Source organism: Agromyces sp. Y558 (assembly GCF_059445415.1).
The window spans coordinates 1378876-1393169 of sequence record NZ_JCAIUH010000001.1; the positions used below are offsets into that span (position 1 = coordinate 1378876).

At 70.4% G+C, this 14294-nt stretch carries 14 protein-coding genes; 5 read left to right on the forward strand and 9 right to left on the reverse strand.

From position 1 onward, the window contains the following. The first annotated feature begins 94 nt into the window (after positions 1-94). From AC1C2T_RS06425 to AC1C2T_RS06435, 3 genes are read left to right on the forward strand one after another with little or no spacing between them, the layout of a single operon-like run. Positions 95-541 (forward strand): FAS1-like dehydratase domain-containing protein, encoded by a 447-nt coding sequence (locus tag AC1C2T_RS06425; protein ID WP_495384659.1) that lies wholly within the window; start codon positions 95-97, stop codon positions 539-541. Further along, entirely contained in the window at positions 541-996 is a 456-nt protein-coding gene (locus AC1C2T_RS06430; RefSeq protein ID WP_495361089.1) for a MaoC family dehydratase, read from the forward strand. The genes AC1C2T_RS06425 and AC1C2T_RS06430 overlap by 1 nt, the downstream gene beginning before the upstream one ends. Position 997: 1 nt before the next feature. After that, positions 998-2230, forward strand: a complete 1233-nt coding sequence (locus AC1C2T_RS06435) for a UDP-N-acetylmuramate dehydrogenase (RefSeq protein ID WP_495361088.1) — start codon at positions 998-1000, stop codon at positions 2228-2230. Positions 2231-2370: 140 nt separating this feature from the next. On the opposite strand, the gene AC1C2T_RS06440 is transcribed toward AC1C2T_RS06435, so the two are convergent. Then, positions 2371-2769, reverse strand: coding sequence for a hypothetical protein (locus AC1C2T_RS06440; RefSeq protein ID WP_495384660.1), 399 nt, complete (start codon positions 2767-2769; stop codon positions 2371-2373). A 2-nt stretch (positions 2770-2771) separates the two neighbouring features. Continuing rightward, positions 2772-4529: a PspC domain-containing protein gene (locus AC1C2T_RS06445; RefSeq protein WP_495384661.1), complete on the reverse strand. Its 1758-nt coding sequence runs from the start codon at positions 4527-4529 to the stop codon at positions 2772-2774. Positions 4530-4791: 262 nt separating this feature from the next. Between AC1C2T_RS06445 and AC1C2T_RS06450 the strand changes: the two genes are divergently transcribed. Beyond that, on the forward strand, positions 4792-5955 hold the full coding sequence (locus AC1C2T_RS06450) for an ATP-binding protein (RefSeq protein ID WP_495385400.1): 1164 nt from the start codon (positions 4792-4794) through the stop codon (positions 5953-5955). Next, positions 5948-6616 (forward strand): LuxR C-terminal-related transcriptional regulator, encoded by a 669-nt coding sequence (locus tag AC1C2T_RS06455; protein WP_495384662.1) that lies wholly within the window; start codon positions 5948-5950, stop codon positions 6614-6616. The genes AC1C2T_RS06450 and AC1C2T_RS06455 overlap by 8 nt, the downstream gene beginning before the upstream one ends. Before the next feature lie 209 nt (positions 6617-6825). Here the strand turns inward: AC1C2T_RS06455 and AC1C2T_RS06460 are convergent, their stop codons facing one another. The 7 genes from AC1C2T_RS06460 to AC1C2T_RS06490 form a co-directional block, all read right to left on the reverse strand. After that, a complete protein-coding gene (locus AC1C2T_RS06460; protein WP_495384663.1) occupies positions 6826-8520 on the reverse strand; it encodes a long-chain-fatty-acid--CoA ligase in 1695 nt (564 codons plus the stop codon). 132 nt (positions 8521-8652) lie between these two features. Beyond that, positions 8653-9291, reverse strand: coding sequence for a response regulator (locus tag AC1C2T_RS06465; RefSeq protein WP_495361083.1), 639 nt, complete (start codon positions 9289-9291; stop codon positions 8653-8655). Beyond that, a complete protein-coding gene (locus AC1C2T_RS06470; RefSeq protein WP_495384664.1) occupies positions 9288-10607 on the reverse strand; it encodes a sensor histidine kinase in 1320 nt (439 codons plus the stop codon). The genes AC1C2T_RS06465 and AC1C2T_RS06470 overlap by 4 nt, the downstream gene beginning before the upstream one ends. Positions 10608-10628: 21 nt before the next feature. Continuing rightward, a complete protein-coding gene (locus AC1C2T_RS06475) occupies positions 10629-11444 on the reverse strand; it encodes an ABC transporter permease (RefSeq protein ID WP_495384665.1) in 816 nt (271 codons plus the stop codon). Then, entirely contained in the window at positions 11441-12334 is an 894-nt protein-coding gene (locus AC1C2T_RS06480) for an ABC transporter ATP-binding protein (protein ID WP_495361080.1), read from the reverse strand. The genes AC1C2T_RS06475 and AC1C2T_RS06480 overlap by 4 nt, the downstream gene beginning before the upstream one ends. Positions 12335-12467: 133 nt before the next feature. Beyond that, a complete protein-coding gene (locus AC1C2T_RS06485; RefSeq protein WP_495384666.1) occupies positions 12468-13325 on the reverse strand; it encodes an ABC transporter permease in 858 nt (285 codons plus the stop codon). Continuing rightward, positions 13322-14269: an ABC transporter ATP-binding protein gene (locus tag AC1C2T_RS06490; protein WP_495384667.1), complete on the reverse strand. Its 948-nt coding sequence runs from the start codon at positions 14267-14269 to the stop codon at positions 13322-13324. Before AC1C2T_RS06490 ends, AC1C2T_RS06485 begins: the two co-directional genes overlap by 4 nt. Between the last annotated feature and the right edge of the window lie 25 nt (positions 14270-14294).

Sequence of the window (14294 nt, forward strand, 5' to 3'; positions counted from 1 at the left end):
CCGCGGAGGCTGCTCAACCCGCAGGGCGGGAGTCGCCCCCGCGGAGGCTGCTCAACCCGCAGGACGGGATTCGCCCCCCGCATAGACTGACTGGGTGCCAGTGAACCCCGAGCTGCAGGGGCGGGTCCTCCCGCCAACCGAGCCCTACCTCGTCGGTCGTGAGAAGGTGCGCGAGTTCGCCCGTTCCGTCTTCGCGACGAACCCGATCAACCTCGACCCCGAAGCGGCGCGTGCTGCCGGGTACGCCGATGTCGTCGCGCCGCCGACGTTCCCGATCGTCGTGCAGGAGCGCACGCTGGCCCAGCTGCTGGCCGAACCCGACGCGGGCATCGACTTCACGCGAGTCGTGCACGGCGACCAGCGCTTCAGCTACACCCGCCCGGTGGTCGCGGGCGACCTGCTCACCGCGACCCTCACCGTCTCGAGCGTGAAGACGCTCGGCGCCCACTCGATCGTCGTTGCCGAATCGGTCATCGTCGATGCCGATGGCGCCCACGTGGTCACCGCCCTGTCGCAGCTCGTCGTGCGAGGAGAAGACTGATGCCCACTCCCGTCTTCGCGTCCCTCGCCGTCGGCGATGTCGTCGCCGAGCAGTCGTTCCCGCTCACGCGTGACTCGCTCGTTCGCTACGCCGGAGCCTCTGGCGACTTCAACCCCATTCACTACCGCGACGACATCGCCGCCGAGGTCGGTCTGCCCGGCGTGCTCGCACACGGCATGCTCACCATGGGCTTCGCCGTGCAGCCCGTCGTCGACTGGGCCGGCGACCCCGGCCGCATCGCCGACTACCAGGTGCGCTTCACCCGCCCCGTCGTCGTCGACCCCGAGACCGGTGCGACCGTCGCGGTCACCGCGAAGGTCGGCCTGCTCGACGAGACAACAGCCGTCGCCCGCATCGACCTCACCGTCAAGCTCGGCGACGACACGGTGCTCGGCAAGGCGCAAGTGCGCGTCGATCTCGATACGCGCTCCGCGCTACTCGATCCCAGCGCCTGACATGAGCGGCGACATCCGCTTCTCGGAGCTCACGACCCTGCAGGTCGGCGGGCCGATCGACCGGCTCGTCACGGCGACGACGCAGCGCGACCTCGTCGACCTCGCGAGCGAGGCATGGGCGACGGATGCCCCGTGGCTCGCGCTCGGCGGCGGCTCGAACCTGCTCGTCGGCGACGAGGGCTTCGACGGCACGGTGATCCGGGTCGCGACGCGCGGCATCGAGGTGCTGCCTCCGCATGAGTCGAGCCTCGGATCGAGGATCGACGATCGAGCGTCTCGAGACCGCGAGCACTCCGCGCGACTGCGCGTGCAGGCGGGCGAGTCGTGGGACGACCTCGTGGCGTGGACCGTCGAGCACGGCTACTCGGGCGTCGAGGCTCTTTCGGGCATTCCCGGCTCGGTCGGTGCGGCGCCCGTGCAGAACATCGGCGCCTACGGGCAGGAACTCGAGTCGACGCTCGTCGCGATCGAGTTCCTCGACGAGGGGGCCGACGCCCCGCGTCGCATGACCGCCGCCGAGCTCGAACTCGGCTACCGCACCTCGGTGCTGAAGCAGGGCTTGCGCGGCATCGTCGTCACAGTCGAGCTCGAACTGCACGACACCGCAGCCGAGCGGGCCGTGCTCGGAGCGGCCCTCGGTCGGCCGATCGCCTACGGGCAGCTCGCCGACGCGCTGCACGTGCAGCAGGGTGACCGGGTGCCCATCGCCAAGGTTCGCGAGAGCGTGCTCGCACTGCGTGCTTCGAAGGGCATGGTGCTCGACCCCGCCGACCCTGACTCGGTGAGCGCCGGCTCGTTCTTCACGAACCCGATCGTCTCCGAGCACGTCGCCCGGTCGTTGCCCGCCGGTGCTCCGCGGTGGTACGTCGAGCCCGAGGCGGCTGACGTGGTGACCCCGCTCGGCTCGCTCGCGTCGGAGTCGCCGCTCGACGCGTTCCTCGCGCACCAGGCCGAGCTCGAGACATCCGTCACCGTCACGGATGCCCCGGCCGACGAACCGCTCGTGAAGCTCTCGGCCGCGTGGTTGATCGAGCAGTCCGGCGTCCGCCGCGGGTTCGCCCTGCCCGGCTCGCGGGCGGCGATATCGTCGAAGCACACCCTCGCGCTCACGAACCGCGGCGGCGCGACCGCCGATGAGATCACGGCGCTCGCACGGTTCGTTCAGAGCCGGGTGCAAGCCGAGTTCGGCATCCTGCTGCGGCCCGAGCCGGTACTCGTCGGCGTCGAGCTGTAGCAGCCTCCGACGGTTCCGACGGTTCCGACGGTTCCGACGGTTCAGACGGTTCAGACGGCGAAGCGACGCGAATCGACCCCGGTGATGTGACCGGGGTCGACTGGCGGCGCCTCAGCGAGCGGATGCCGCTGGCACCGGTGTCACCGGCGGGAACGCTCGCCGCGGCGGATGAGGCCGACGATGCCGAACAGCGCCACGATGATTCCCACCGCGACGACCGCGTAGAGCACGGCGGTGAGCGGACTCAGTGTCGTGAGCCAGTCGCCGACCGCATCGCGGCGCACGGGTTCGACGATGACCCAGAGGGTCGTCGCGGCCATCGCGCCGAAGAGCAACGCCCAGACGAGGGCCCCCCATCGCACCGTCGGGCGGGGCGCGGCCGCGCTCGCGTGGGAGTCACCGCTCGCGGGCGGCGTGGCCGCCGGCGGGGAGAGTGCGGGGTCGCCCCAGTCTGCGAGGATCGCGGTGACGGCGGCATCCGCGTCATTCGGAGTGGGTGCAGGCGCCTGCTCGCCGGAGTTCGGGGTGCTCGTGGTCATGGTCATGCTCCTTCGCGGATCTCGATGTACACCATGCCGGACCCCTGCTCGAGCACGATCTTCGCGTCGGCGGGGGAATCGCCCGGGCGGTACTCGCTGACCCCCGTCTCGCCGCCGAGCATCAGGGCACCGCGGTCGAGCCCTTCGAGCTGGGGGGTCGTGCTCACCGAGCCATCGGCAGGGTAGACGAAGAGCTGAATCGGGCCGGCCTCGCTCGCATCGAGCAGGATCTGCGAGTCCGCCTCGATCGTGATCCACGAGTTGCCGGCGCCTTGTCGGAGCTCGATGACGGGTGCATAGGGGCCGAAGAGGGAGGGTGTCGCATAGAAGAACGCGTCGCCGAACGGCTGCACGAGTCGCTGCGAATGATCGAGCGAGATGCCGTACCCGGGCGGCACGAGTGATCCCTGCGGAATGATCGAGGCGACGAGCACCGCGATGGACATCGAGACCGTGGCGAGGGTCGTGGTGAAGGCGAGAGCTCCGCTGCGTCGTCTCCGGAGCGCTGCGACGACCATTCCGACCGCGAGGAGGAGCGTCGCGACCGAGAACGCGATCGGGATCGCGTACCCGTCCACGCTCGGCGTGCCGAGCGACCAGATCGCGGCGATCGATCCGGCGACGACGGCGAGGCCGAGGAACGTGAACACGAACGCGGCGCTCGCGCGAGGCCGGCAGGCGCGTCGCGCCGCTCGCGCCTCATCGGCCTGTGCCGTGAGCAGGCGGGCCTTCTCCTTGTTCTCCGCGGCAGCGAGGGCTCGTGCGGCGCGTTCGGCGTCGTCGTGGCCCGCCTTCCACTCGGCGTGCGAGACGCGCCACGCCTCGTGCTGCGCGCGCCACTCGGCGATCGCGGCGGCATCGGCGCCCTCGGCGGGAACGGCGGGTTCGACGTTCGGCACGGTTGCGGCGGTACCGAGTGCGGCGGAGGCAGGCGGAGGGGTCAACCCGTCGACGGGGTCGGTGCCAATGTCAGGGTAGGCGGTGCTGGTCGGTGACGCGGAGGAACTGGCGGGTGACGCGGAGGAACTGGCGGTTCCCGGCCCGGTCGCCGCCGAGGCATCCGTCGCGAACGCCGTCGTCGAGTGGTACCCCGGAGCGGCGGCGGTCGCCGCGGAAGCCATTCGCGGCCCACCGCCGTCCGGGGAGTTCTGGGAGGCTCGCCGTGCGAGCCAGATGACGAGCGTGACGATCGCGCCGACGACGATGAGCACCCACAGCACGCGAAGTGGCCAGGCGATGTCGATGCCGGCGACCGAGCCCCACGAGTACGGCGTCCAGTCGGGCCACCAGCGCCAGCCGAGCCATCCGCCCTGAACGAGCGGGATGAGCCCGATGACGCCCATGACGGCGATTCCGACGATCGCCGGGTCGACGACGCCCCGGGTCAGTCGCTCGAAGTGGATCTCGCCGTCGGTATCGGGCAGCAGCAGCCAGGCGATCGCGTACAGCAGCACGAACGGCGCACCGAGCACCGCGACGACCACGACGATGCCGCGCACGATGATCGGGTCGATGCCGAGGCGAGCGGCGACGCCCGCGCAGACCCCGCCGAGCCACCCCGCACGGCGCGGCACGCCGAGTCGGCGCAGCCACGGGTAGAAGCCGGTGCCGGTGCCCGGCGCGGGTGTCGCCGCGCCGGGTGCACCGGAGGATGGAGCCGAACCGACCGCCCCTTCGGCCGAGGGGCCGGGCGCCGCGGAGTCCCCCTTCGCGTCGTCCGGCACTGGTTCCGCCTCTGGGGCAGTCGAGTTCGTCTCCATGCTTCGATGCTGGCAGCGATGACGGATGCTCCGCCATGGGGTGAATCCCTGATTCGACCCTGAGCGTGCGGCCGGGGCCGGGGGGATCGTGGCCGGGTCTGCTTGGATTGCAGGCATGGAGTCGAGCGCGGAACAGGTGACGGATGCCGCTTCGTTCCCTGAGCCTGTCGGAGGGAGCGACCGCGCGCAGGCGCCCCCTTCGGCAGGCTCAGGGGGCTCGGCAGGCTCAGGGGACCCGACCGGCACAGGGGGCCAACCTCGCCTGACGCGGCCCCGCGCATGCATGGCCACCGGCGTCGCCGCGGGGCTCGCAACTCATCTCGGCTGGCCGGTCTGGGTCGTTCGCACCGCGTTCGTCGTGACGAGTCTCGCCGGTGGTGCCGGACTCCTGCTCTACGTGTGGCTCTGGGTGTTCACCCCGTGGGCGCCGGGCGATGAGCGTCCGACCCGACGCGCGCCCGTCGCCTGGCTACTCGTCGTCGCCTCGACCGTGTCGCTCCTCATCGCTTGGGTCATGAGCTGGCGCGTCGCCCAGGCGGGCGGCAACGGCCTCGAGTGGTGGCTCGGCGCGGTGCTCGCCGGGGTCAGCCTCGCTGCGGCATCCGGGGCGTGGGCGACCTTCATCGATCGACCCGACCCCGATCGCGGCCCTCGCAACGAACTCGCGATCCGCATCGTCGCTACGGCTCTGCTCGCGATCACCGCCCTCGCCCTCGTCTTCGGCCCGAATGCGGCCTGGTACCCGGTGCCGACTTTCGCGGCAGCGCTCGCCGCGGTGCTCGGCGTCGGGCTCGTCTATGCGCCGACGCTCGTGACCGCGTGGCGCGACCTCACGGCGGAGCGCACGAAGCGCATCCGCGAGGAGCAGCGCAGCGAGATCGCCGCGCACCTGCACGACTCGGTGCTGCAGACGCTCGCCCTCATCCAGAACCGGGCCGGGGCGACGAGCGAGGTCGCACGCATCGCACGTGCACAGGAGCGGGAGTTGCGCGACTGGCTCTTCGAGGGCGACACTCCGGCCGACAGCGATCTCGGCACCGACCTGCGAGACTTCGCGGCAGCGCTCGAGATCGACTACGCGGTGACCGTCGATGTCGTCGTCGTGGGGGAGTCGCGCGAGAGCGCGAGCGGCGAAGTCGCGGCAGCCGCGCGTGAAGCGATGCTGAATGCCGCGCGGCACGCGGGCGGGGAGGTGTCGGTGTACGTCGAGTCGACCCCCGAGACGGTAGAGGTGTTCGTGCGCGATCGCGGGCCCGGATTCGCGATCGCCGAGGTGCCGGGTGACCGGCTCGGTGTGCGCGAGTCGATCATCGGCCGCATGCGACGTTCGGGTGGCTCCGGCGAAGTGCGCACGGGCGTCGGTGGTGTCGGCACCGAGGTGCGCCTGCGGTTCCCGGCCGAGCGGACGGAGACGGTTCGTGGCTGAGCGCGTGCGGGTCGTCATCGTCGACGACCATTCGATCTTCCGGTCGGGCCTGAAGGCCGACCTCGACGATTCCATCGAGGTCGTCGGCGAGGCTCACGATGTGGAGTCCGCGGTCACGGCGGTGACGGATGCCGCGCCCGACGTCGTCCTCCTCGACGTGCACTTGCCCGGCGTGGCCGTGCCGGCGGGCACGAGCGGCGGTGCCGAAGTGATCCGGCGGGCCGCGGCATCCCTGCCCTCGACGCGATTTCTCGCGCTGTCGGTCTCGGACAAGGCCGAAGACGTCGTCGGCGTCATCCGTGCCGGGGCCAGGGGCTACATCACGAAGGGCTCGTCGGGGGCAGACGTCAGTCGCGCCGTGCACGCCGTGGCCGGTGGCGACGCCGTGTTCTCACCAAAGCTCGCGGGTTTCGTGCTCGATGCCTTCGGAGCTGCCGTCGGCGAGACGGCCTCGGCGAGCGATGAGCTCGACCGGCTCTCGGCTCGCGAGCAGGAGGTCATGCGGCTGATCGCCCGCGGCTACGCCTACAAAGAGGTCGCGGCCGAGCTCTTCATCTCGACGAAGACGGTCGAGACGCACGTCTCAGCGGTGCTGCGCAAGCTCCAGCTCTCGAGCCGGCACGAGCTCACGGCGTGGGCGAACGCGCGGCGCCTGCTCTAACCCGCCCCGCGCCCCCGCGCCCCCGCGCCCGCCCCGCGCGCGGGATTCGTGCGACGGTTTGCGGGCTGGAGGATGCGTGCCAACCGACCGTGAACGCGGAAACCGTCGCAGGAGCGGGGAGCGGGGAGCGGGGAGCGGGGCGCGGGAGCGGGGAGCGGGGCGCGGGAGCGGGGAGCGGGGAGCGGGGAGCGGGGAGCGGGGCGCGGGGCTCAGCCGCGCTCGAGCAGCACGTCGCGCACCTCGCGGCGCTGCACCTTGCCGATGAGCGAGCGCGGCAGCTCGTCGAAGAGCTCGATGCGGCGCGGCACCTTGTAGGGAGTGAGGCTCGTGCGGCAGAAGTCGCGCAGCGCCGACTCCTCGAAGACAGCGCCCTCGCGCAACTCGACACCGGCGGCAACGGATTCCCCACCCGAGGCGCGTGGCAGACCCACGACCGCTGCACCGCGCACGTCGGGGTGCGCGAGCAGTGCGGCCTCAACCTCCGACGGCGAGACGTTGAACCCGCCCGTGATGATGAGCTCTTTCACACGGTCGACGATCGTGACGAAGCCGTCGTCGGAGACGCGCACGATGTCGCCGGTGCGCAGCCACCCGCCCGGCAGCAGGGTCTCGGCCGTCTCCGACGGTCGGCGCCAATACCCCTGGAAGACCTGCGGGCCGCGCACGAGCAGTTCGCCGGCCTCGCCCGCTGGCCGGTCGACGTCGGGGTCGTCGGGGTCGATCACGCGGATCTCGGTGCTCGGAAACGGCACGCCGACCGTGCCGGGCCGCCGGGTCGGACCCATCGGGTTGCCGAGCGAGATCGGCGAGGACTCGGTCATGCCGTAGCCCTCGACGAGCAGTCCGCCGGTGGCGCTCTCCCAGCGATCGACGGTCGCGATGGGCAGGCTCATCGCCCCCGAGATCGCGTAGCGGATGCTCCTGAGCGCGCGCGGTTGGCGCACAGCGGCACGCGCGAGCTGGTCGTAGATCGGCGGCACCGCTGGCAGGAACGTCGGCGGCGAGTGGCGTGCGGCATCGAGCACGAGGCCTGAGTCGAATTTCGGGAACAGCACGAGCCTGGCGCCGATGCTCATCGCGACCGTCAGGCAGAGGGTCATGCCGTAGGCATGGAAGAGCGGCAGCACGCCGTAGAAGACCTCGTCGCCCTCCAACAGTCCAGGCACCCATGAACGACCCTGCATCGCATTGGCGCGCAGGTTGCGGTGGCTGAGCACTGCGCCCTTCGGGCTGCCGGTGGTGCCGCTCGTGTACTGCAGCACCGCCGTGTCGTCGAGCGAGGGTCGCGGATGCCGCTTGGCCAGTGCCCGCCGGGAGGTGAGACGCTCCCAGGGCACGAGTCCACGTGCGCGCGGCTTCGAGGTGAGCGCGGCACGGGAGCGTCGCGCCTTCGGCAGCGGCAGGCGCAGTGCCATCCGCTTGCCCAGCGGGAGCGCCCGCGTGAGGTCGACGGCCACGGTGTGCTCCGGCCGGATATCGCTGGGGAACTCCGCGACCGTGTCGGCGATGCTGTCCCAGACGATCGCGACGCGGGCGCCGTGGTCCTCGAACTGGTGCCGCAGCTCGGGCGGCGTGTAGAGCGGGTTGTGCTCCACCACGATCGCGCCGAGCCGCAGCACCGCGTAGAACGCGACGACGTGCTGCGGGCAGTTCGGCAGTACGAGTGCGACCCGGTCGCCCTGACCGACGCCGAGCCGGCGCAGCCCCTCGGCGGCCGAAGCGATCTGCGCCCCGAGCTCGCGGTAGCTGGTCTCGGCCCCGAAGAACTCGAGCGCCGTGCGTCGTCGGAACCGGCCGACGGCGTCATCGATCATGTCGACGAGGGTCTGGCTCGGCTCGTCGATCGTGGGCGGCACGCCCTCGGCGTAGTGGTCGAGCCACGGCCGATGTTCGTACGAGTTCATGCTTCTCCCTCGAGGCCACCGCGCACTCGTCGACTACGGGAGCAGCCCGCCGTTGCTACGGCGCGTGCGGATGCCACCTCCAGCGTAGGCGGCATCCGCTGTGCCCGACCCGAGTCAGCCGGCGCTGCCGCCTCAGATGATGCCGAGCTCCATCGCGCGCGTCACAGCGCGAGTGCGATCGTTCACTTCGAGCTTCTCGAACACGTGCAGGAGGTGCGTCTTCACGGTTGCCTCACCGATGAAGAGTGCGCGGGCGATCTCGGGATTCGAGCGCCCGTCGGACACGAGGCGCAGCACGTCGAGCTCTCGCGGCGACAGCGACGGCAGGTCGACGGATGCCGCATCCGCACGCACTCGCGACACGAGCTTCGCCGCGATCGACGGGGCGAGCACCGTCTCCCCGGCGGCGACCGCACGGATGCCCGCGACGATCTCCGCGTGCGGCGCCGCCTTCAGCAGATAACCGCTTGCGCCGGCCTCGATCGCGGCGAGGATGTGGTCGTCGGTCTCATAGGTCGTGAGCACGAGCACGCGGGCGCCCGGCACCTCCGCGACGATGCGCGCGGTGGCCGCTGCGCCGTCGAGCTGAGGCATCCGCAGGTCCATGAGCACGAGGTCTGGGCGCTCGGATGTCGCGACCGCAACCGCTTCCGCGCCGTCGGCGGCCTCGCCGACGACCTCGAGACCCGGTTCGGATTCGAGCAGGCCCACGATGCCCGCGCGCACGATCGGGTGGTCGTCGGCGACGACGATGCGGATCGCGGGGGTCATGGGGTCTCCTTTGTGGTGGGTCTCGATACGCGTCCTCCTCGGTCGGGCACTACTCGACCAGCGGGAGGGGCGTCGGGCGCGCTTCGACCGGTGGGAGTGTTCGTTGGTCGAGTCGCCAGCGAAGCGAGAGTATCGAGAGCGGGAGGGGTGTCGGGCGCGCGGGGAATTCCGACGCGCAGCACGGTGCCGCCGGCCTCGCCCGGCTCGATCGAGAACGACCCGCCGACGAGGGCGGTGCGGTCGCGGATGCCGACCAGGCCGAATCCCGATTCCCCGGGCGCTGAGGTGCCGGGCCCCACGCCGTCGTCGGCGACGGTGAGCACGACGTCGCCGTCGCCTGCCTCGACGGTCACCGAGGCGCGCGACGCTCGGGAGTGCTTGCGGATGTTCGCGAGTCCTTCCTGCGCCGAGCGCAACAGCACGACCTCGGTGTCGCGAGCGAGCTCAGTGCCGTCCGTCGTCACGGTGACCCGCACTCCCGTTTCACGTTCGAAGCCCGCGCCGAGCCGCCGCAGTGCATCGGCGAGCCCCGCCGTCGAATCCACCGGTGCCATGGAGGCGACGAGCCCGCGCGCCTCGGTGAGCGCATCGCGCGCCATCTGTTCGATGAGTTCGACATCGGCCCGAGCGGATGCCGCTGCCTCGCCCTCGAGCGGAGCGAGCCGGTTGCCCGTGCGCTGGGCGACCATCACGAGCCCCGTGAGGCTCTGCGCGATCGTGTCGTGGATCTCTCTCGCCAGCCGCCCCCGCTCGTCGACGACACCGGCATCCCGGTGCATCGCGGCGAGCTGGCCCTGCGTCGACTGCAGTTCGTCGAGCAGCCGGCCGCGTTCTTCGCCGTATTCGGCGATGCGGGTGATCCACAGACCGAGCGCGATGCTGAAGCCCACCGAGAACACCGCGGTCGGCACTCCGCTGAAGATGTCGTCGGGCCCGTCGAGCAGGGCGTACCCGATGGCGAGGGAGAAGGCGACCATCACGTTCGAGCCGACGGCCCAGCGCGTATTCGGCGCGGTGAACCACAGGAACGGGTAGATGAACGTCTGCATGATGGCGAACGCCGATTCGAAGGTGGATCCGAAGCCGATGATCATCGCGAACACGACCGTGATCACGATGAAGTGGCCTCTCGAGCCAACCTGCCCCGGCGGCGGGATGAACCAGCGCGCGTACGCGGCGTAGAACACGAGGAACGCCCCGAGGACGATCCACGTGCCCCACTCCGCCGGCCCGTATGGAGGATCTCGAAGCGTGATCAGCAGGGTCACCACCGTGACGCCGACCGCCGCGAGATCCCACCACTTGAGTCTGTGCATGCTGCTACCTTCGCATGCGGCCTACGCGTCGCGCCGGATCCACCGGAAGGTCAACCGGCTCACGACGAGTCCGACGACGAGCCAGACGACGAGCCAGAACGCCACCCAGCCGAGTTCGAATGACCCGTGCTGTTCGAGCACTGCGAAGTCTTCGGGCAGGAACGCCGCCCGCATGCCCTGCGCCATCCACTTGAGGGGGAAGGCGCTGGCGACGTTCTGCATCCACTCGGGCAGTTGGGCGAAGGGCAGGTAGACGCCCGAGATGAATTGCAGCACCAGCACGATGGGAATGACGACCGCGGTCGCGCTCTTGCCGGATCTCGGCACCGCCGAGAGGGCGATGCCGAGCAGGGCGGATGTCGCGACGCTGAGCACGAACACCCACGCGAACGTCAGCCAGGCTTCGGCGCTCGTCGGCAACGCGATGCCGAAGATCGTCACGGCAGCGAGGAGCAGCAGTGCGGCCTGCAAGACGCCGGTGAAGAAGACCTGCCCGATCTTGCCGAGGAAGTACGACACGGGTGACAGCGGCGTGCCGCCGAGTCGCTTGAGCGTGCCGTCGCCCTTCTCGGTCGCGATGTCCACGGCGAGGTTCTGCATGCCCGAAAGCAGCATGCCGGCCGCGAGCATGCCCGGCAGGTAATATGCGCCGACCGAGATCGACGAGCCGCCCGGGGTCGCCTGCATCTCGCCACCCGAGCTGAAGGCGGCCGTGAAGATTCCCAGCATGATGAGCGGGAACAGGAAGGTGAAGAACACGGCGTCGGGGGAGCGGAAGTAGCCCTTCGTCTCGTACCCGATGCGCGTGGTGCCGATGGCCATGATGCCCGTGCTCATGCGAGCACCTCCTCTTCGTCGCGGACGACCGCGCCGGCGGCCCGCACCAACTGCAGATAGATGTCTTCGAGGCTCGGCCTGATGACCTCGAGCCCCACTGGCTCGCGACCGAGCTCGGCGGAGATGGACGCAATGAGCTCCGCAGGCCGATCGGTGCGCACCTCGCGTGGGGTGCCGTCGGCCGCGTGCCACCGCACGATCGGAACGCGCGCCTCTGCGCCGCCGAGTGTCGCGACGGGTCCCACGTCGACCAGCCGGCCTTCGAGGATGATGCCCGCCCGGTCGCCGAGCTGCGCGGCCTCGTCGAGGTAGTGGGTGGTGAGCAGGATGGTCGTGCCGTCGGCCTTCAGCCGGCGGATGAGCGCCCAGAAGTCACGGCGTGCCTCGGGGTCGAACCCGGTCGTCGGCTCGTCGAGGAAGAGCAGCTCCGGTCGCCCGATGATGCCGAGTGCGACGTCGACGCGGCGACGCTGACCACCCGAGAGCTTCGAGATCCGTGTTCGGGCCTTCTGCTCGAGACCGACGGCGGCGATCACCTCATCGATATCGCGAGGATTCGGGTAGAGCTTCGCGAAATGCGTGAGCTGCTCGCGCACGGTGTAGAGGCCCGCCTCGTTCGCCGACTGCAGCACGATGCCGAGCCGCGCTTTCCAGTCGAGGCCGCCGCGCGCGGGGTCGATCCCGAGCACGCTCACCTCGCCGGCGGTGCGCAGCCGATACCCCTCGAGGATCTCGACAGTCGTCGACTTGCCCGCCCCGTTCGGGCCGAGCAGGGCAAAGGTCTCGCCGTGTGCAATATCGAGATCGAGCCCGTCAACGGCGGCGACCTTGCCGTAGTCCTTTCGGAGCCCGCGAATCCGCACCGCGGCGTCCGTACGTGTGATGTCCATGCTGCAAGCGTGCCGTTCGCCCGCACTGCCCGGCAGCCCCCGGCCGGTCGATTCGCGCATCCACCGGTCGGTGGATATGTCAGTTGGAGACCCGCCACCGTCTGTTCAGCATGCTGCTACTTTCGCATGCGGTTCAGGAGTCACGCCGAATCCAGCGGAAGGTGAGCCGGCTGACGACGAGCCCCACCACCAGCCAGGCGATGAGGGCGACCGCGACCCACTCGACGTCCCACGAGCCGTTCTGCTCGAGCGCGGCGAAGTCCTCCGGCAGGAACACGTACCGCATGCCCTGTGCCATCCACTTGAGCGGGAATACGCTCGCGAGGTTCTGCATCCATTCGGGCAGCATGTAGAACTGCAGGTAGACGCCCGAGATGAACTGCAGCACGAGCATGATCGGGATGACGACGGCGCTCGCGCTCTTGCCCGACCGCGGAAGCGCCGAGAGGGCGATGCCGAGCAGCGCCGACGTGATGATGCCGAGTACGAACACCCAGGCGAAGGTGAACCACTTCTCGGGCTCGGCCGGCAGCTCGATGCCGAGTACAAGCGCGCCGAACGCGAGCAGTAGGGCCGCTTGCGCGGTGCCGGTTACGAACACCTGGCCGATCTTGCCGAGGAAGTAGCTCGTGGGGGCGAGCGGCGTGCCGCCGAGGCGCTTGAGTGTGCCGTCGCTCTTCTCCACGGCGATGTCGACGGCGAGGTTCTGCACGCCGGAGAGCAGCATGCCGGCCGCGAGCATCGCGGGCAGGTAGTACTCGGCGACGGTGATCGTCTCACCACTTGGATCGCCGATCTCGCCCGCCGAGGCGAACGCGGCCGAGAAGATCGCGAGCATGACGAGTGGGAAGAGGAACGTGAAGAACAGTGTGTCGGGCGAGCGGAAGTAGCCCTGCACCTCGTACCCGATGCGCGCCGTGCCGATCCGCAGCGGGCCGGGTCGGGAGACTCGCTTCGCGCCGGCGGTCGAGGGGGTGCTCGTCTCGCTCATGCGAGCGCCTCCTCGTCGTTGCGAGTCTCGGCCCCGGCCGAGTGCACCAGTTGCAGGTAGATGTCCTCGAGGCTCGGGCGGATGACCTCGAGCCCCTCCGGCTCGCCGCTGAGGCCTGCAGCGACGGCGCCGTCCTGAGTTTGTCGAAGGGATGCCACGAGCGCCGCCGGTTGCTCGGTGCGTACCTCTCGAGGGGTGCCATCGGGGTCGCGCCACCGCACGATGGGCACGCGGGCCTCGGGCCCGCCGAGCTCATCGACGCGTCCGACGTCGACGAGCCGCCCGCCGAGGATGATGCCGGCGCGGTCGCCGAGCTGGGCGGCCTCGTCGAGGTAGTGGGTCGTGAGGAGGATCGTGGTGCCCTCCGACTTCAGAGTGCGGATGAGCTTCCAGAACTCGCGCCTGGCCTCTGGATCGAAGCCCGTGGTCGGCTCGTCGAGGAAGAGCAGTTCGGGCCGTCCGACGATGCCGAGCGCGACATCGACGCGGCGGCGCTGCCCGCCCGAGAGCTTCGAGACCCGGGTGCCGGCCTTGGCCTCGAGGCCGACGGCGGCGATCACCTCGTCGACGTCGCGCGGCGACGGGTAGAACCTCGCGAAATGCGCAAGCTGCTCTCGCACGGTGTAGACACCGCTCTCGGTCGCCGACTGCAGCACGATGCCGAGACGCGCCTTCCAGTCGAGGCCGCCGTGGGCGGGGTCGATGCCGAGCACGCTCACCTCGCCCGCGGTGCGCAGGCGGTACCCCTCGAGGATCTCGACGGCGGTCGACTTGCCGGCTCCGTTCGGTCCGAGCAGGGCGAACGTCTCGCCGTAGGCGATGTCGAGATCGATGCCGTCGACGGCGGCGACCCCGCCGTACACCTTGCGAAGCCCGCGGATCCGTATCGCGGCATCTGCGCGGTCGGAGGCGGTTGTGCCCGTCGCGGGCGCTGTGGTTTCCATGCTCCGAGACTGCCGGTTCAACGGA